This is a genomic window from Streptomyces sp. NPDC031426 (genome assembly GCF_055581585.1).
In genome coordinates this window covers 237,267-255,393 of sequence record NZ_JBVIJE010000001.1, presented here as the reverse complement: position 1 = coordinate 255,393, position 18,127 = coordinate 237,267, and the positions used below count along the sequence as shown (strand labels likewise).

The window sequence follows — 18,127 nt, the reverse complement described above, 5'->3', positions numbered from 1 at the left end:
GTCGGCCCGGCACCGCCGGGTCATCTCTGCCGCCCTGCCGGGCCGCTCACCGGTATTCGACGGCCGCGTCCAGCAGCCAGTCCGCCAGGTAGCCGGCGAACGAGGAGCGCACCAGCACCCAGAAGCCGGCCCGGGATTCGTCGCGGGCCACCAGGACGACCTGGGTGCGGGCCAGGGTCGTCTGGGCGCAGCGGCCGGGGCCGAAGGCGCGCGGGTGCAGGTCCAGCGAGCAGCCGTGGGCCAGCAGGTCGCGCGCGCGGGGTCCGCCGACCAGCAGGGTGGTGCGCTGGGCGGAGACGTCGGTGACGGAGACCGGTTCGTCTCCCGCCGCCGCGCGGATCCGGCTCTCCAGATGCCGCTCGGTTCCGCGCAGGCCCACCACGAGCCATTCGTCGGGGCCGAGCCACACCACGGTCACGTCCCCCGCGTGCACGACGGTGTTGGGTTCCAGGGGCAGTTGGAGTCCCAGGGCGAGTCCGACGGCGTCCGCGGCCGGGCCCTTGGCGTCGAGGCGGACGTTCACCTGGGCCAGGAAGGGGAGTTCGGCCAGCCGGATCGCGCCCCGGGAGGCGCGGGTCGCGGCGGCCAGGCGGTGGGCGGCGTCGGCCAGGGGGCTGCGCTGCCGTGCGGTCAGGGCGGTGTCAGCCATCGCGGCGGGCTCCCTCGGGGTCGTAGAGGACGGGGCTTGCGACGGTCACCGGGACCAGCCGGTCGCCGACGGGTGCGTAGAGACGTTCACCGATCCGGTCCCGGCCGCCCTTGATCAGAGCGAGCGCGAAGGTCCGGCCGAGCGCCGCGCTGCGGTAGCTGGAGGTGACATGGCCGAGCATCGGCACGGGCGGCGCGGGCAGTTCGCCGTCGGCGACCAGGTGCGTGCCCTCCGGCAGGAAGGCGGCCGGGTCCTCGGTGAGGAGCCCGACGAGGTGCTTGCGGTCGGGGCGGACGGTGTCCGCACGGGCGTAGGAGCGCTTGCCGATGAAGTCGGGCTTCTTCTTGGAGACCGCCCAGCCCATGCCGAGGTCCTGCGGGGTGACCGTGCCGTCGGTGTCCTGGCCGACGATCGGGTAGCCCTTCTCGGCACGCAGCACGTGCATGGTCTCGGTGCCGTACGGGGTGATGCCGTACGGGGCGCCGGCCTCGTAGAGCGCCTCCCACAGGGCGAGGGCGTCCCACGGCGAGACGTTGATCTCGTAGGCGAGTTCACCGGAGAAGCTGATCCGGCACACGCGCGCCTGGATGCCGGAGACGGTCGTCTCCCGCCACGTCATGAACGGGAAGTCGTCGTTGCCGACGGCGAGTCGGGGCGCGAGCGAGCCGAGGACCTCGCGGGACTTCGGACCGACCAGGGCCACCGTGGCCCACTGCTCGGTGACCGAGGTGCAGTGGACCCGCAGTTCGGGCCACTCGGTCTGCAGCCACTCCTCCATCCAGTCCAGGACGGCCGCCGCGTTGCCGGTCGTGGTGGTGACCAGGAAGCGGTCCTGGGCGAGCCGGATGACCGTGCCGTCGTCGAAGACCATCCCGTCCAGGCGGCACATCACGCCGTAGCGGATCATCCCGACCTTCAGGGTGCTCATCATGTTGGTGTAGAGCCGGTCGAGGAACAGCGCCGCGTCCGGGCCCTGCACATCGATCTTGCCTAGGGTGGAGGCGTCCATGAAGGCCACGCCGTCGCGGGCGGCACGGCACTCGCGCAGCACGGCGGTCTCCATGTCCTCGCCGTCCTGCGGGTAGTACCAGGGCCGCTTCCACTGGCCGACGTTCTCGAACAGCGCCCCGTGCGCCACATGCCACGTGTGCAGGGCCGTCGTGCGGACCGGGTCGCTGAGCGCGCCGCGGTCGCGCCCGGCGAGGGCGGCGAAGGAGACGGGGGTGTACGGGGGCCGGAAGGTGGGCAGGCCGAGCGCGGAGATGTCCACGCCGAGGAGTTCGGCCACGACCCCGCTGGCCAGGACGCCGGCCGTCCTGCCCTGGTCGCCCCCGGTGCCGGCGGTGGTGTAGCGCTTGGTGTGCTCCACCGAGCGCAGCCCCGCCCCCGTCGCCCGCGCCAGGTCGTCGACCGTGACGTCACGCTGGAGGTCGACGAACCGGGGGGCGCCGGTGCCGGTGGGGATGGTGAAGACCTGCATGGGCGGGGTGTACGGCTGTGCGGCCACGGCCGGGAGAGCGGGCGCCTCGGCGGTGTAGCCCTCCGCCTCGACCGCGCGGGCGCCGGCCGCCGCGCCCTGCGCGAGGACCGTGGCGAGATCGAAGGCGCCGTTCGCGCTGCCCACGACCTCCACCGCCTGGCGGCCGGTGTCGGGGACGAACGCGCCGAGTGCGTCGTCGTGGCGGAGCCTGCCGCCCGCCTGGCTGAACAGGTGCGCGACCGGGTTCCAGCCGCCGGAGACCAGGAGCAGGTCGACGGCGAACTCCCGCTGTCCGGCGGACTCCCCGTACGGGGCGACCGTCACTGCGGTGAGCCGGGCCCCGCCCTCGGTGCCGGTGACCGCGTATCCGGCGAGCACCTCGATCCCGGCGGACCGGGCGCGCTCGGCCCACTCCTGCGGCTCGGGCCGGGTGTCGACGATCGCCGCGATGTCCACGCCCGCGGCCGCCAGGTCGAGTGCGGCGGCGTAGGCGCTGTCGTTGGTGGTGAACACGGCCGCGTGCCGGCCGGGCAGCACGGCGTACCGGTGGAGGTACGTCCGCGCCGAGGCCGCCAGCATCACGCCGGGGCGGTCGTTGTCGCCGAACGCCAGCGAACGCTCGTGGGCGCCGGTGGCGAGTACGACGTGCCGGGCGCGGATCCGCCAGACCCGCTCGCGGGAGACGTTCGCCGGGGCCTCGGCGCCGAGGTGGTTGGTGCGGCGCTCGACGGCGAGGAGGTGGTTGTCGTCGTAGTGGCCGAAGACGGTGGTGCGGCGCAGGACGCGCACCTCGGGGGCCGCTTCGAGGCGCGCGCGTGTCGCTTCGACCCAGTCGAGGTGCCGGCCGGTGCCGAGCAGGCTGCCGCCGAGTTCGGGCTGGTCGTCGGCGAGGATGACGCGGGCGCCGGTGCTCGCCGCCGCCGCTGCCGCCGCGAGCCCGGCCGGGCCCGCGCCGACGACCAGCAGGTCGCAGTGGGCGTGTACGGCGTCGTAGCGGGCGGGGTCCGGTTCGGTGGCGAGGCGGCCCTGGCCGGGAAGGCTGCTCGCGACCAGGCCGTCGTAGAGTTCGACCGTGGTCGCGGGGAGCATCGGCTCCGGGAAGGGGGCCTCGATCTGGACGACCGCGTTGGGTTCCTCCACGCCGGCCGAGAAGATGCCTCGGGGGCGGCCCAGTTTGATGCTGGTGGCGGCCTGGATGACGCCGTTGGCGAGGAGGGCGGAGGCGAGGGTGTCGCCCCGGTAGCCCTCGTATTCGGTGCCGTCGAAGGTGAAGGTGAGGGGGGTGCCGCGGTCGATTCGGCCGCCGGTGGGGGTGCGGAAGGGATGGTCGCCCCCGCCGCCGCTACCCGTCCCATCCTCCAGGGCCTCTGCCCCTTCGACCCCGCCAGGAGGCTCCACCCCCTGGGCCCCCGTCGGCCCTGAACGGGCCTCGTCCTCAAACGCCGGACAGGCTGGTTGCTCCGGACGGGGCTCCAGCGTCTCCGGGGGCGTCTCCCCCACCCGGTACACCGCCAGGATCTCGTTCGTCGCCGTGTTCCGCACCGCGTTGAACCACTTGCGGCAGCCCGCCGCATGGCTCCACCGCTCGGCGAAGGGGCCCTTGGGATTGTCGCGGAAGAACAGGTACCGCGCCCACTCCTCGTCGGTGAGGGCGGCGGGGTCCTCGGGGTAGGGGACGTGGGCCTGGCCGCCGTAGTGGAACTCGGCCTCGTCGCGGGGCCCGCACCACGGGCAGGTGATGAGCAGCATGGTTCGGCTCCCTAGTGGGCCACCGCGGCCGCGCCGTGCTCGTCGACGAGCGCGCCGGTGGTGAAACGGTCGAGCGAGAAGGGGGCGTTCAGGGCGTGGGGAGTGTCGTGGGCGATGGTGTGGGCGTAGACCCAGCCGACACCCGGGGTGGCCTTGAAACCCCCCGTCCCCCAGCCGCAGTTGAGGTAGAGGTTGTCGACCGGGCTGAGGCCGACGATGGGCGAGGCATCCGGGCTGACGTCGACGATGCCGCCCCAGGTGCGCAGCACATGGGCCCGGGCGAAGACCGGGAAGAGTTCCAGGGCCGCCGACATCTGCTCCTCGATGATGTGGAACGCGCCGCGCTGGGTGTAGGAGTTGTAGGCGTCGATGCCCGCGCCCATCACCAGTTCGCCCTTGTGCGCCTGGCTGACGTACACATGGACCGCATTGGACATGACGACCGTCGGGTGCACCGGCTCCAGGAGTTCCGACACCAGCGCCTGCAACGGGTGGCTCTGGAGGGGCAGTTCGATGCCGGCCATGGCGGCGAGGACCGAGGTGTGGCCGGCCGAGCACAGGGCCACCTTGCCCGCGGCGATCGGCCCGAGCGTGGTCTGTACGCCGACCACCCGGCCGCCCACCACGTCCAGTCCGGTGACCTCGCAGTTCTGGATGATGTCGATGCCGGCGGCGTCCGCGGAGCGGGCGAAGCCCCAGGCCACGTAGTCGTGCTTGGCGATGCCGGCGCGCGGCTGGTAGGTGCCGCCGAGGACCGGGTAGCGCACGTCGGGTGAGGTGTTGACGATCGGGCAGACCTCTTTGACCTGCTCGGCGTCGAGCCATTCGGCGTCGACGCCGTTGAGCCGGTTGGCCTCGACCCGCCGGACGCTGTCGCGCACGTCCTGCAGGCTGTGGGCGAGGTTCAGCACGCCGCGCTGGGAGAAGAGGATCGGGTAGTCCAGCTCCTCCTCCAGGCCCTCCCAGAGCTTGAGGGCGTGCTCGTAGATGCCGGCGCTCTCGTCCCAGAGGTAGTTGGAGCGGATGATCGTGGTGTTGCGGGCCATGTTGCCGCCCGCGAGCCAGCCCTTCTCCAGGACCGCGACATCGGTGATGCCGTGGTTCTTCGCCAGGTAGTGGGCGGTGGCCAGGCCGTGGCCGCCGCCGCCCACGATCACCACGTCGTACGACCGCTTGGGCTCGGGGGTGCGCCAGAGCCAGTCCGGGTGGTCGGGCAGGTCGGCGCCGGGGGTGCGGGGGCTCATCGGGCGTCTCCGTCGTGCGAGAGGTGCGGATAGAGCGGGTGCCGGGCGGCCAGCGCCTCGGTGCGGGCACGCAGGGTGGCCACGTCCGGCCCGGGCTGGAGGGCCAGCGCGATCACGTCGGCGACCTCGGCGAAGTCCTCCTCGGTGAAGCCCCGGGTGGCAAGGGCCGGGGTGCCGATGCGCAGGCCGGAGGTGACCATGGGCGGGCGCGGGTCGAAGGGGACGGCGTTGCGGTTGACGGTGATGCCGATCTCGTGCAGCAGGTCCTCTGCGCGCTTTCCGTCGAGTTCGGAGTCCCGCAGGTCGACGAGGACCAGGTGGACGTCCGTGCCGCCCGTCAGCACCTTCACTCCGGCCGCGGCCGCGTCGGGCCGGGTGAGGCGTTCGGCGAGGATGCGGGCGCCGGCCAGGGTGCGGGCCTGGCGTTCGGCGAACTCGGGCGAGGCGGCGACCTTGAAGGAGACCGCCTTGGCCGCGATGACGTGCTCGAGCGGGCCGCCCTGCATGCCGGGGAAGACGGCCGAGTTGATCTTCTTGGCGACGTCGGCGTCATTGGTGAGGATCACGCCGCCGCGGGGACCGCCGAGGGTCTTGTGCGTGGTGGTGGTGACCACGTGTGCGTGCGGGACGGGGCTGGGGTGCAGTCCGGCGGCGACCAGGCCCGCGAAGTGCGCCATGTCGACCATGAGGAGGGCACCGACCTCGTCGGCGATCCGGCGGAAGGCCGCGAAGTCCAGCTGCCTGGGATACGCCGACCAGCCCGCGATGATCAACTTGGGCCGGTGCTCCTTGGCGAGCCGCTCCACCTCGTCCATGTCGACGAGGTTGTCCGTCTCCGAGACGTGGTACGGCACGACGTTGAGCATCTTGCCGCTGTAGTTGATGCGCATGCCGTGGGTGAGGTGGCCGCCGTGCGCGAGATCCAGGCCGAGGACGGTGTCGCCGGGCTGGAGCAGGGCGAAGAACACGGCGGTGTTCGCCTGGGCGCCCGAGTGCGGCTGGACATTGGCGTAGCCGGCGCCGAACAGGGACTTGACGCGTTCGATCGCCAGCCGCTCGGTGACGTCGACGTGTTCGCAGCCGCCGTAGTAGCGGCGGCCGGGATAGCCCTCGGCGTACTTGTTCGTCGCGACCGAGCCCTGCGCCTCCATCACGGCGGTGGGCGCGAAGTTCTCGGAGGCGATCATCTCCAGGGTGGACTGCTGTCGGTGCAGCTCGGCGCGGAGGGCCTCGTGGACCTCGGGGTCCAGCTCCGCCAAGGGCGTGTTCAGCGCGTTCATACGGTGGTCGCGTTCCTCTCGGCGGCCTCGACGACGTTGGCGAGCAGCATGGCTCGGGTCATGGGTCCCACTCCCCCGGGCATCGGCGCGAGCCATCCGGCGACCTCGGCGGCCTCCGGGTGGACATCGCCGACGAGCCCGTGCTCGGTGCGGGTGATGCCGACGTCCAGGACGGCCGCGCCGGGGCGCAGCATGTCCTTGGTGATTAGTCCGGGCGAGCCGGCCGCCGCGATGACGATGTCCGCCTCGCGTATGTGCCAGGCCAGGCCCCTGGTTCCGGTGTGGCACAGGGTGACGGTGGCGTTCTCGGACCTGCGGGTGAGCAGGAGTCCGATGGGCCGTCCGACCGTGATGCCCCGGCCGACGACGCACACCCGCGCTCCGGCGAGCGGCACGTCGTGGCGGCGGAGCAGTTCGACGATGCCGCGCGGGGTGCACGGCAGGGGCGCCTCGACGCCGAGGGTGAGCCGGCCGAGGTTGACCGGGTGCAGTCCGTCGGCGTCCTTGACGGGGTCCATGCGCTCCAGGACGGCGTTGGCGTCCAGGTGGCGGGGCAGCGGGAGCTGGACGATGTAGCCGGTGCAGGCGGGGTCCGCGTTGAGTTCGTCGATGACGTCCTCGACCTGCCGCTGGGTGGCGTCGGCGGGCAGCTCGCGGCGCAGGGAGGCGATGCCGGCCTGCGCGCAGTCGCGGTGCTTGCCGGAGACGTAGGCGTGGCTGCCCGGGTCGTCGCCGACGAGGACGGTACCGAGGCCGGGCGGGCGGCCGGTCAGGGCCGTCGACTTGGCGACGCGCTCGGCGAGTTCACGCCGGATGGCAGCGGCGGTGGCCTTGCCGTCGAGAAGTTGTGCGGTCACGTGCGGTACTCCCCTCGAACGCTCAGCCGCGAAGGCGGGACATGGCCGGGTCGAACAACGGCTCCTCGGCGACGACCGCCTCGATCCGCTGGTCGAAGTAGCCGATCTGCACGGTCCTGCCGGGCTCGGCCAGTTCCGCCGGGAGCCAGGCGTAGGCGATCCCCTTGCCGATCGTGTAGCCGTACGCGGCACTGGTGACATAGCCGACGGCGCGGTCGCCGTCGTACACCGGCTCCTTGCCCATGACGACCGCCCGCGGGTCGTCGATGGTGAGGCAGCTCAGCCTGCGCCGCACGTCGGTCTTGCGCCGCTCCAGCGCGGCCTTGCCGAGGAAGTCGCCCTTGTCGAGCTTGACGGCGAAGCCGACGCCGGCCTCGTAGGGGTCGTGCTCGTAGGTCATGTCGGTGCCGAAGGAGCGGTAGCCCTTCTCCAGTCGGAGGCTGTTGAAGGCGCCGCGGCCGGCGATGATGCCGCCCAGCGGCTCGGCCGCGGCCCACAGGGTGTCCCACAGCTTCAGGCCCTGGTCGGCGGTGGTGTACAGCTCCCAGCCCAGCTCGCCGACGTACGACAGCCGCATCGCGGTGACCGGGACGCTGCCGATGTAGGCGTGCTTGGCGCGGAAGTACTTCAGGCCGTCGTTGGAGAAGTCCTCGTCGGTGAGCGGCTGGAGGACTTCCCGGGCGAGCGGGCCCCACAGGCCGATGCAGCAGGTGCCGGCGGTGATGTCGCGGACCTGGACGCGGCCGTCGGCGGGCAGGTGGCGGGTGAACCAGTCGAGGTCCAGGTTGCCGTTGGCGCCGACCTGGAAGAGGTCACGGGCGAGGCGGGCGACGGTGATGTCACTGCGGATGCCGCCGTCGTGGTCCAGGAGCAGCGTGTACGTCACCGAGCCGGCGGACTTGGCGACCTTGCCGGTGACCAGGCCCTCCAGGAAGTCGCCGGCTCCGGGGCCGCTGACCTCCAGGCGCTTGAGGGCGGTCATGTCGTAGAGGGCGACCTTCTCGCGGGTGACCTGGGCCTCGGCACCGACGATGGGCGACCAGTAGCGGGCGGCCCAGTCGTTGGGGACGGGGATGTCGCGGCCTTCCACCAGCGCGGCGTTGGCCTCGTACCACTGGGGGCGCTCCCAGCCGTTCGCCTCCAGGAAGAACGCGCCGTGTTCCCGCTGGCGGACGTAGAAGGGGCTGGTGCGGATCGGGCGCGGCTTCCCGGCCGGCTGGAGGGGGTGGAGGATGTCGTAGACCTCGACGAAGTTCTGGCAGTCGCGCGCCAGGACGTACTCCGGGGAGAGCTGGTGCGGCTCGAAGCGGTTGACGTCGCACTCGTGCAGGTCGAAGGACGAGCAGTAGCCGTCGACCAGCCATTCGGCGACGGCCCGGCCGACGCCCGCGGAGTGGGTGACCCAGACGGCCTCGGCGACCCAGAAGCCCTTGACGTCCGCGGACTCGCCCAGCAGCGGGTAGCCGTCGGTGGTGAAGGAGAACAGGCCGTTGATGCCCTCCTCGACCTTCGCCTCCTTGGTCGCCGGGAGGAGGGACTGGGTCTCGGTCCAGGCGGGCTCGAAGTCCTCCTCGGTGAACTTCAGGACCGAGGGCATCTGTTCGGCCTCGTCCACGGAGAGGATGTCGTCGGCGGAGACCGGCATCGGGCGGTGGCCGTAGTAACCGATGCCGAGGCCGTCGAAGCGGTCGCGGTAGTAGAGGTCGGCGTCCTGGTGGCGCAGGATCGGGCGGACCGCCTCCTCGGTCTGGCCGGCCAGGGCGGGGACCGGGCCGGTCCAGGCGAGCTGGTGGCCGAGCGGGGTGAGCGGCAGGTTCATACCGACCATGCGGGCGATCTTCGGGCCCCAGATGCCGGCGCAGCACACGACGATGTCGGCGGGGATCTCGCCCTGGTCGGTCACCACCGCGGTGACGCGGCCCTCGCTCTGCGCCACGTCGAGGACCTCGTGGCGGGCGAGGAAGCGCACGCCGCGCTCGGTGGCCCGGCGGATCTGCGCCTCGACGGCCAGGACGGCCTTGGCGAGGCCGTCGGTGGGGACCAGGAGGCCGCCCAGGATCTTGTCGCGGTCGACCAGCGGGTGCTTCTCCACGCACTCGTCCGGGGTCAGCAGGCGCGCCTCGATGCCCCAGGCGGTGATCCAGCCGTGGCGCCGCCGGAGTTCGGCGAGCCGCTCGGGGCTGGTCGCGACCTCGAGGCCGCCGACCTGGAGGAAGCAGGGCTTGCCGTCCACCTCGAGGGAGCAGAACTTCTCGACCGTGTACCGGGCCAGCTCCGTCATGGTCTTCGAGGCGTTCGTCTGGAAGACCAGGCCCGGGGCGTGCGAGCTGGAGCCCCCGGTGGCCGGGAGGGGGCCCTGGTCGACCACGGTCACCTCGGTCCAGCCGCGCGCGGAGATCTCGTCCGCAAGGGCGGCTCCCACGACGCCCGCTCCGATGATGACCACTCGGGGTCCCGCCATCGCCCAACCTCCGAACTCGATACCGGTTCAGTTGCTTGTTGCGCAACGTGATTCAGGTTGCGCAACTCAATGTGCCTGTCGCCATGGAGGGTGTCAAGGGGTCGGTGACGTCGGAAAACGGCCTGGAACACGGCAATGCCCGGCGGGCGGTGCGCACTGGTGCACACCGCCCGCCGGGCGTCCTCAGCCGGCCTTTGCGACCCCCTGCTACTTCAGCCAGGCGTCGACCTTGTCGCGGTTGGCTTCGACCCACTTCTTGGCCGCCGCGTCGTCCGACATCTTGTCCACGGCGATGTACTTGGCCACGGTGTTCTGGTCGTCGTTCGTCCAGTGGAAGTTGTTCACCAGCTTGTACGCCGGGCTGCCCGACTTGGCGAACTGGGCACTGACGATCTTGTCCAGGTCGTACACGGGATAGTCACAGGCCACCTTCGCCGCGTCGGCGTCGCAGCCCTTCGTGTACGCGGGCAGGTTGACCTTCACCAGCGGCACTTCCGACATGAACCACTGCGGTTCGTAGAAGTAGCCGATCACCCATTGCTTGTTCTTCTCGGCGGTGCGGTAGGCCTGGATGAGCGCGGTCTCGCTGCCCGCGTACACCACCTTGAAGTTCAGCTTCAGGTTCTTGACCAGGGCGGCGTCGTTGGTGACGTACGACGGGTCCCCGTCGAGCAGCTGGCCCTTGCCGCCCGACTCGGAGGTCTTGAAGTTGGCGGCGTACTTGTTCAGGTTCTTCCAGTCGGTGATGTCCGGGTGGGCCTTGGCCAGCCACGGCGGCACGAACCAGCCGATGACGCCCTTGTTGCCGGTCGAACCCGCCTCCACGGCGGTCTTCTGCTCGGTGATGTACTTCTTCTTCAGATCGTCGTGGCCCCAGTTCTCCAGGACGGCGTCGACCTCGCCGGTGCCGAAGCCCTGCCAGGCGATCTCCTCCTTCAGGTCCTTCTTGTTGACCGTACAGCCGAGGTCGTGCTGCGCCACGTACGCGACAACCGCCGCGTCCGCCTCGTAGCCGACCCACGGGTTGACGGCCAGGTTGAAGGCGCCGCACTTGCCGCCCGAGGACTTCGCGCCGGCGGAGGTGCTGTCGCCGACCTTCGCTCCCGAGCAGGCCGTGAGGGTGAGGCCGAGGACGGCCAGGCCGGCCGCTCCGGCTCGCCAGTGTCTTGCCATGGTGTCGTGCTCCTTATGCCCTGGTGCGTCGCGCCGCAGCCTGCGTGATCCGGTCGAACATGACTCCCAGCAGTACGATGGCGAGCCCTGCCGCCAGCCCCTTGCCGTACAGCTGTCCCTGCGAGAATCCGGCCACGACGTCGTAGCCGAGGGCGCCTGCCCCTACCAGGCCGCCCACCACAACCATCGACAGCACATAGATCAGACCCTGGTTGGTCGCCAGGGTCAGGGCACTGCGTGCCATCGGCAGCTGGACCTTGGTGATGATCTGCCAGGTGTTGCACCCGGCGGAGGTGGCCGCCTCCACGGTGGACTCGGACACGTTCCGCACACCGTCCGCGATGATCTTGATCGCGACGGGCGCCGCGTAGACGACGGCCGCGACGATCGCGGTGAACCGGGTGGCGCCGAAGAGGGCCAGGAACGGCACGAGATAGACGAACGGCGGCATGACCTGTGCGGCGTCCAGGCTGGGCCGCACGATCCGGTCCACCAGTTGACTGCGCCCCATCCACACACCGAAGACGACGCCGGACAGCATCACCAGCACCGTGGCCACGGCGGTCGAGGCGAGGGTCGTCATGCTGTCCGACCACAGCCCGGTGCCGACGAGCAGCCCGACGCACACGGCGGCCGTCACCGCGGCGAGCCGGCCGCCGAGCACCGCGCCGAGCGCGACCAGGGTGATGCCGACGAGCCACCAGGGGGAGTCCGTGAGCAGTGTCTGGAACGGGTTCAGCAGACCGTTGGTGATGATGTCCCGGACGCCGTTGGTCAGTCCCGAGAGGTGGTCCTGCAGCCAGGTGGTCGTCGTGTCGGCCGCGCTCGCGATGTGACTGCCGGTGCTGCCGTTGCCGGGGAACTCCGCCGCCCAGACGTACGTGTGCGACAGGTAGACCAGGACGGCGGCCGCGATCCCGCCCGCCACCAGCAGCGGACGGCGCCACTTCCGCAGCCGGTCACCGCTGCGCCGGGCCGTGTCGGCGCGTGCGGCCGCGGCGGTGGTGACCCGGTCCAGCACGATGGCCATCACGACGATGGCGAGGCCCGCGTTGAAGGCCGTGCCGACGTCGAGCGACTGCAGGGCCTGTACGACGGTCTTGCCGAGGCCGGGCGCGTCGATCAGGGCGGCGATGGTCACCATGGCCAGGGCGGCCATGATGGTCTGGTTGACGCCCATGACCACGGTGCGCTTCGACATCGGCAGCAGCACTTTCAGCAGTTGCTGCGACCGTGTGGTGCCGAGCGAGTCCGCGGCCTCGACGGTGGTCTCGGGCACCGAGCGGATGGCGTGTGCGGTGATGCGGATGGCGGGCGGTGCCGCGTAGATCACCGTGGTGATCACGGCGGAGGCCCCGCCGATGAGGAAGATCAGGGTCAGCGGGGCGAGGTAGACGAAGGTCGGCATCGTCTGCATGAAGTCCAGGAAGGGCGTCATGATCCGGTTGAACCGGTCGGAGAGCCCGGCCCACACGCCCAGCGGGATGCCGATGAGCAGCGCCACGAGGACCGCCGACAGGGTCAGCGCCAGCGTGTCCATGCTCTCCTGCCACAGGCCCTGCAGCCCGAAGAAGGTGAAGCCCGCGACCGCCAGCAGGGCGACCCGCCAGTTGCCCACGGCCCAGGAGACATAGCCGGTGAGTCCCACGACGCCGAGCCAGCCGATCTGCGGGACCGGGCGGGTGCCGGTGGGCTGGGAGATCAGCGACTGGACGAAGGTCACCAGGTTGTCGATGGCCAGCCGGATCTCGTTGAAGAAGTACAGGAAGACCGGGTTGGAGTTGCGGTTGGCCCCGATGCTGTCGTTGACGTCGTTCAGCCAGCGGTGCAGGCCGGTGAGATCGGCCGCGGCGAGGGCCAGCGTCTGCCGGCCGCGCAGCACGGCGAAGAGCACCAGCCAGGCCAGCAGGATCGCCGCCACCACCATCGGGCGGCTGACCCTCTCACGCATCGTCGCGACCGGCGCGGTCGCGTCGGCGGCGACGGCCATCACGCACCGCCTTCCTGACCGGCTGCCTGTCCCGCGACGACGGAGAGGATCTCCTCGTCGCCGACGATGCCGAGCAGCTTGCCGTTCTCGACGACCTTGACCGGCTTGTGGGCGGCCAGCACGGTACGGGTGGCCTCGCGCACCACGACGTCCGGTCCCAACTCGGGTCCGTCCAGGGCGTCTTCGCTCTCCACCGGGCGCATGATCCAGCGCAGGGTGAGGACGTCGCCGCGCGGCACGTCCTTCACGAAGTCGCGTACGTAGTCGTCCGCCGGGGCGCCGACCAGTTCGTCGCCGGTGCCGCACTGGACGGTCTTGCCGTCGCGCATGATCAGGATGCGGTCGCCGAGCTTCAGGGCCTCGGAGAGGTCGTGGGTGATGAACACCATGGTCTTGCCGACCTCGTGGTGCAGGCGGATGACCTCGCTCTGCATGTCGCGGCGGATCAGCGGGTCGAGCGCGGAGAACGGCTCGTCGAAGAAGAGGACGTCGGGGTCGCCGGCCAGGGCGCGGGCGAGACCGACGCGCTGCTGCATACCGCCGGAGAGCTGGTCGGGGTAGGAGTTCTCGTATCCGGCCAGGCCCACCAGTTCGACGGTCTCCAGCGCGCGCTTGGTGCGCTGGGCCTTGCTCATGCCGCGTATCTCCAGCCCGAATGCCACGTTGTCGACGACCTTGCGGTGCGGCAGCAGGCCGAAGTGCTGGAAGACCATGGAGAACTTGCTGCGGCGCAGTTCGCGCAGCCGGCGGGCGTCGGCACCGCGGATGTCCTCGCCCTCGAAGACGACTTCCCCGGCGGTGGGTTCGATCAGCCGGGTCAGACATCGCACCAGGGTGGACTTTCCGGAGCCGGACAGGCCCATGACGACGAAGACCTCGCCGGGCGACACCTCGAAGTCGACGTCCCGTACGGCGGCGGTACAGCCGGTGCGGTCCATGAGCTCGCGGCGGGTGAGTCCGCACAACTCCGCGGAGCCCGGCACCTCGTCGGCCTTCGGCCCGAACACCTTCCACAGCCGGCGCACGGAGATGACCGGGGTGCGGTCCTTGGGATGCTGGGACGTGTCGCGCCGCTGCGACACCTCGGTCTGTGCTGGGGTCATGATCGACCTCTTTCGGCGTTCAGCCGCGGAACCAGTGCTGCGGCCGGGGTTGGATGTTCTGCCAGACGTGCTTGGGCTCTCGGTACTCGTCCAGGCCGGTCGGTCCCAGCTCACGGCCCACGCCCGAGTGCCCGAAGCCACCCCATTCCGCCTGCGGCACATAGGGGTGGTAGTCGTTGATCCACACGGTGCCGTGGCGCAGCCTGCGGGCGACCCGCTGGGCCCTGCCCGCGTCCTGCGTCCAGACGGCTCCGGCGAGGCCGTACTCCGTGTCGTTGGCGATGCGGACGGCGTCGTCCTCGTCGTGGAAGCGTTCGACGGTGAGCACGGGTCCGAAGGACTCCTCGTGCACCACGCGCATGTCCTGCCGGCACTCGTCGAGGACGGTGGGCGGGTAGTAGAAGCCGTCCGCGAGCGCGGGGTCGTCGGGGCGCGCGCCTCCGCAGCGCAGTACGGCGCCCTCGGCCAGGCCTGCGGCGACGTACGCCTCGACCTTCTCGCGGTGCTGTGCGGAGATCAGCGGCCCGGTCTCGGCCTCGGGGTCGAAGGGCCCGCCGAGGCGGATGAGCCGGGCGCGGCGTACGACCTCGTCGACGAAGGCGTCGTGGATCGAGTCCTCGACGATCAGACGGGCGCCGGCCGAGCAGACCTGCCCGGAGTGCAGGAAGACGGCGGTGAGCGCGAAGTCGACGGCGGTGGCGAAGTCGGCGTCGGCGAAGACCACGTTCGGGTTCTTGCCGCCGAGTTCCAGCGCGACCTTCTTCACCGTCGCGGCGGCCGTGGCCATGATGTGCCGTCCGGTCTGCAGGCCTCCGGTGAACGACACCATGTCGACGGCCGGGTGCTCGGCGAGCGGCGCGCCCGCCTCGGCTCCGGCACCCAGCACCAGGTTGGCGGCGCCGGCCGGGAGGCCCGCCTCCTCGAGCGCCTTCATCAGCAGGACGGAGGTGGAGGGCGTCAGCTCGCTGGGCTTGAGGACGACGGTGTTTCCCGCGAGAAGAGCGGGGGCGACCTTCCAACTGGCCTGCAGCAGCGGGTAGTTCCAGGGCGTGATCAGTCCGCACACGCCGACGGGCTCGTAGCTGACCCGGCTGAGGGCGTCGTCGCGTCCGGTGTCGACCACCCGTCCCGCGCTGGTGCCGGCGATGCCGCCGTAGTAGCGGAAGCAGGAGACGACGTCGGCGATGTCGTACTCGCTCTCGACCAGGCGCTTGCCGGTGTCGAGGGACTCGGCGCGGGCGAACTCCTTGGCGTCGCGCTCGATGATGTCGGCGGTGCGCAGCAGCAGCGCGCCGCGCTCCCGCTCGGGGGTACGGGGCCAGGGGCCCTCGTCGAAGGCGCGCCGGGCGGCGGCGATCGCCGCCTCGGTGTCGGGGCGGGTCGCCTCCTGGACCGTCGCGACCAGCGTGCCGTCCGCGGGGCAGCGGATCTCCCGGTGGCCGCCGGCCACCGCGGCGCGCCATTCTCCGTCCACGTACAGATCTGTCACGGCCGCGCCCTTCGAAGAATTCGTTGCGCATTGTGCATTGAATTGCTTGTGGTGGAACACCCTGGCCGAATCGGCCGAGACCCGTCAAGGGGTCGGTGTATCTCGATTTGGCCGCCGTCGCGTCGCCCGCCCGCGTACGTCAGCCGCCCAGCCGGTCCAGTGCCGCACGGCGCCAGTGCTCCGTCTCGGCGATCTGGTTGAAGGTGAAGAGGTGAAGGCCGGCCACGGCGGCCGCGGCCCCGGTGAACGCCTCGGCGCCGCGGCCGAGCAGCCGCTCGGGGGCGTATCCGCCGGGTGAAGCGAACCGCAGGAACCAGGAGGGGTGCCGGGTGAGGAAGCGGGTCGACTCCCCCACCCCGATCTTCGTCGCCATCGACAGCAGCTTCGCCCGCTGGACGGGCCCGGCGACGCCCACGTACACGGGCAGGGTGATGGCGCGGCGCCGGATCCGGGTGATCCAGTCGCCGAGCACACGCGGGTCGAAGCACAGGTTGCTGACGATGTACGTGGCGTGCGTCCGCTTGTCCCACATCGACTGGATGGTGATGTCGTCATGGATGACCGGATGGCTCTCCGGATAACCGGTGATGCCCAGCTCGGCGAAGGGTCTGCCCAGGTCGCTCAGGGCGCGCAGCACCGCCAGCGCTCCGTCGTACGGCCCAGCCGGCGGATCGGCGTCACCGGCCGGCACGAAGACGTCGTCGACGCCCGCCGCACGCAGCCGCTCGGCGACGTCCTTCAGATGTGCGTCGTCCCGCAGCAGCCGTGCGGGCACATGCGGGACCACGCGGTATCCGTGCGCCGCCAGCCGCTCGGTGAGGCCGAGCGTCGGCTCCAGCCCCTTGACCGGCGACGCCGTGACCGTGACCACGACGTCTCGCGGCACATGGGCGAGGACCTTCTCCTCGGTCGCCTTCGCCGGCAGCACCTCGTAGCGGACCCGGGTGAGCAGCTCTTGCAGGGCGTCGGCGCCCATGGCTCACCCGGCCTGCTTCTGGGCGTCGCGGCGGCGGTAGTACGCGGCCTTCGACGGCTCCAGCGGCTCCTTGCCGAGGATGAGGTCGGCCGCCTTCTCGGCGATCATCATCACCGGCGCGTAGATGTTGCCGTTGGTGACGTACGGCATCACCGAGGCGTCCACCACGCGCAGCCCGTCCAGTCCGTGCACACGCATGCTCAGCGGGTCGACGACGGACATCTCGTCGGTGCCCATCTTGCAGGTGCACGAGGGATGCAGCGCGGTCTCGCCCTCCTTGGCGACCCAGGCGAGGATCTCCTCGTCGGTCTCGACGGAGGTTCCGGGCGAGATCTCGCCGGCGTTGTAGGGGGCGAGGGCGGGCTGGTTGAGGATCCTGCGGGCGACGCGGATCGCCTCGACCCACTCCCGGCGGTCCTGCTCGGTGGAGAGGTAGTTGAAGCGCAGCGCCGGCTTGACCCGCGGGTCCCTGCTCTTGATCTTCACCGATCCGATGGCGTCCGAGTACATGGGCCCGACGTGCACCTGGTACCCGTGGCCGCCGGACGGCGAGGAGCCGTCGTAGCGGACGGCGACCGGCAGGAAGTGGAACATCAGGTTGGGGTAGTCCACGTCCTCGTTGCTGCGGGCGAAGCCGCCCGCCTCGAAGTGGTTGGTGGCCGCGGGACCCTTGCGGAACAGCCACTGCAGCCCGATGAAGGGGGCGCGCCACTTCGCCATGTACGGCTGCATGGAGACGGGCTGCTTGCAGCCGTACTGGACGTACACCTCCAGGTGGTCCTGCATGTTCTCGCCGACGCCCGGCAGGTCGTGGACGACGTCGATGCCGAGGGCGGACAGTTCGGCGGCGTTGCCGACACCGGAGAGCTGCAGCAGCTGCGGGGAGTTGATCGCGCCGCCGCACAGGATCACCTCGCCGGCGCGGACCTGCTGGGGAGCACCCTTGCCGCGCCGGTACTCGACGCCGACGGCCCGCTTGCCCTCGAAGAGCACCCGGGTGACGAGGGCACGCGTCTTCACCGTGAGGTTCGGCCGCTTCATGGCGGGCTTGAGGTAGGCCTTGGAGGCCGACAGCCGGCGCCCGCGGTGGACGTTGCGGTCGAACTTGGCGAAGCCTTCCTGCCGGTAGCCGTTGACGTCGTCCGTCGGGGCGTAGCCCGCCTCCTCGGTGGCCTTGAGGAAGGCGGTGAAGAGCGGGTTGGTGGCGGGGCCGCGCTCCAGGACGAGGGGTCCGTCATGGCCGCGGAACTCGTCGTCCGGGTCGGCCGCCAGACAGTTCTCCATCCGGCGGAAGTAGGGCAGACAGTGGGCGTAGTCCCAGGTCTCCATGCCGGCATCGGCCGCCCAGCGCTCGTAGTCCATGGGGTTGCCGCGCTGGAAGATCATGCCGTTGATGCTGCTGGAGCCTCCGAGCACCTTGCCGCGCGCGTGGTAGATGCGCCGGCCGCCCATGTGGGGCTCGGGCTCGGACTCGTACTTCCAGTCGTAGAAGCGGCTGCCTATGGGGTAGGTGAGCGCCGCGGGCATGTGGATGAAGACGTCCCAGGGGTAGTCGGAGCGGCCGGCCTCCAGGACCAGCACCCGGTTGCCGGGGTCGGCCGAGAGCCGGTTCGCCAGTGCGCTGCCGGCCGATCCACCGCCGACGATGACGAAGTCGTACTGCAGGGGAGCCATGG

General features: G+C 70.9%; 12 protein-coding genes. All 12 read right to left on the bottom strand.

The window, feature by feature from the left end:
- Positions 1 to 46 precede the first annotated feature (46 nt).
- Positions 47 to 649 (bottom strand): sarcosine oxidase subunit gamma, encoded by a 603-nt coding sequence (locus ACZ5NH_RS01265; protein WP_468772282.1) that lies wholly within the window; start codon positions 647 to 649, stop codon positions 47 to 49.
- Positions 642 to 3,878, bottom strand: coding sequence for a sarcosine oxidase subunit delta family protein (locus ACZ5NH_RS01260; RefSeq protein ID WP_468772281.1), 3,237 nt, complete (start codon positions 3,876 to 3,878; stop codon positions 642 to 644). The genes ACZ5NH_RS01265 and ACZ5NH_RS01260 overlap by 8 nt, the downstream gene beginning before the upstream one ends.
- Positions 3,879 to 3,889: 11 nt before the next feature.
- Positions 3,890 to 5,122, bottom strand: coding sequence for a sarcosine oxidase subunit beta family protein (locus tag ACZ5NH_RS01255; RefSeq protein WP_468772279.1), 1,233 nt, complete (start codon positions 5,120 to 5,122; stop codon positions 3,890 to 3,892).
- On the bottom strand, positions 5,119 to 6,402 hold the full coding sequence (gene glyA, locus ACZ5NH_RS01250; RefSeq protein ID WP_468772277.1) for a serine hydroxymethyltransferase: 1,284 nt from the start codon (positions 6,400 to 6,402) through the stop codon (positions 5,119 to 5,121). Before glyA ends, ACZ5NH_RS01255 begins: the two co-directional genes overlap by 4 nt.
- Entirely contained in the window at positions 6,399 to 7,259 is an 861-nt protein-coding gene (locus tag ACZ5NH_RS01245) for a bifunctional methylenetetrahydrofolate dehydrogenase/methenyltetrahydrofolate cyclohydrolase (protein ID WP_468772276.1), read from the bottom strand. The genes glyA and ACZ5NH_RS01245 overlap by 4 nt, the downstream gene beginning before the upstream one ends.
- 22 nt (positions 7,260 to 7,281) lie before the next feature.
- Positions 7,282 to 9,720 carry a GcvT family protein gene (locus ACZ5NH_RS01240; protein WP_468772274.1) on the bottom strand — a complete coding sequence of 813 codons (2,439 nt, stop codon included), beginning with the start codon at positions 9,718 to 9,720 and terminating at the stop codon, positions 7,282 to 7,284.
- Positions 9,721 to 9,927: 207 nt separating this feature from the next.
- On the bottom strand, positions 9,928 to 10,893 hold the full coding sequence (locus tag ACZ5NH_RS01235) for an ABC transporter substrate-binding protein (protein ID WP_388629879.1): 966 nt from the start codon (positions 10,891 to 10,893) through the stop codon (positions 9,928 to 9,930).
- A 13-nt stretch (positions 10,894 to 10,906) separates the two neighbouring features.
- Positions 10,907 to 12,883: an ABC transporter permease gene (locus tag ACZ5NH_RS01230; protein WP_468772272.1), complete on the bottom strand. Its 1,977-nt coding sequence runs from the start codon at positions 12,881 to 12,883 to the stop codon at positions 10,907 to 10,909.
- Positions 12,883 to 13,986, bottom strand: a complete 1,104-nt coding sequence (locus ACZ5NH_RS01225; protein WP_388629873.1) for a quaternary amine ABC transporter ATP-binding protein — start codon at positions 13,984 to 13,986, stop codon at positions 12,883 to 12,885. Before ACZ5NH_RS01225 ends, ACZ5NH_RS01230 begins: the two co-directional genes overlap by 1 nt.
- Before the next feature lie 19 nt (positions 13,987 to 14,005).
- Positions 14,006 to 15,475 carry an aldehyde dehydrogenase family protein gene (locus ACZ5NH_RS01220; protein ID WP_468772270.1) on the bottom strand — a complete coding sequence of 490 codons (1,470 nt, stop codon included), beginning with the start codon at positions 15,473 to 15,475 and terminating at the stop codon, positions 14,006 to 14,008.
- 139 nt (positions 15,476 to 15,614) lie between these two features.
- Positions 15,615 to 16,451, bottom strand: coding sequence for a methylenetetrahydrofolate reductase (locus ACZ5NH_RS01215; RefSeq protein WP_468772268.1), 837 nt, complete (start codon positions 16,449 to 16,451; stop codon positions 15,615 to 15,617).
- Positions 16,452 to 16,454: 3 nt separating this feature from the next.
- On the bottom strand, positions 16,455 to 18,125 hold the full coding sequence (gene betA / locus ACZ5NH_RS01210; RefSeq protein ID WP_468772266.1) for a choline dehydrogenase: 1,671 nt from the start codon (positions 18,123 to 18,125) through the stop codon (positions 16,455 to 16,457).
- Positions 18,126 to 18,127 lie beyond the last annotated feature (2 nt).